We start from the raw sequence: 208 nt of genomic DNA, 5'->3' as shown, positions 1-208 counted from the left end.
AGAAGTAGCCATCCTTGAAAGAGTGTGTAATAACTCACTGGTCAAGCGCTCCTGCGCCGAAAATGAACGGGGCTAAGCGATTTACCGAAGCTGTGGACTTATTTTAATAAGTGGTAGGGGAGCGTTCTATAAGGTGAGAAGCATTAGCGGCAAGCAGATGTGGACTTTATAGAAGTGAGAATGTCGGCTTGAGTAGCGAAAATTGAGG

At 45.7% G+C, this 208-nt stretch carries 1 rRNA gene; it reads left to right on the top strand.

Annotated elements, in window-relative coordinates:
- Positions 1-208: ribosomal RNA gene (locus JUI58_RS00025) — 23S ribosomal RNA — on the top strand; the annotation flags it as partial.

Origin of the sequence: Spirulina sp. CCY15215 (genome assembly GCF_016888125.1) — a bacterium.
Taxonomy (GTDB): Bacteria; Cyanobacteriota; Cyanobacteriia; order Cyanobacteriales; family Spirulinaceae; genus CCY15215.
Note: the sequence above shows the minus strand (reverse complement) of the source record. Positions and strands in the feature narration are given on the sequence as shown.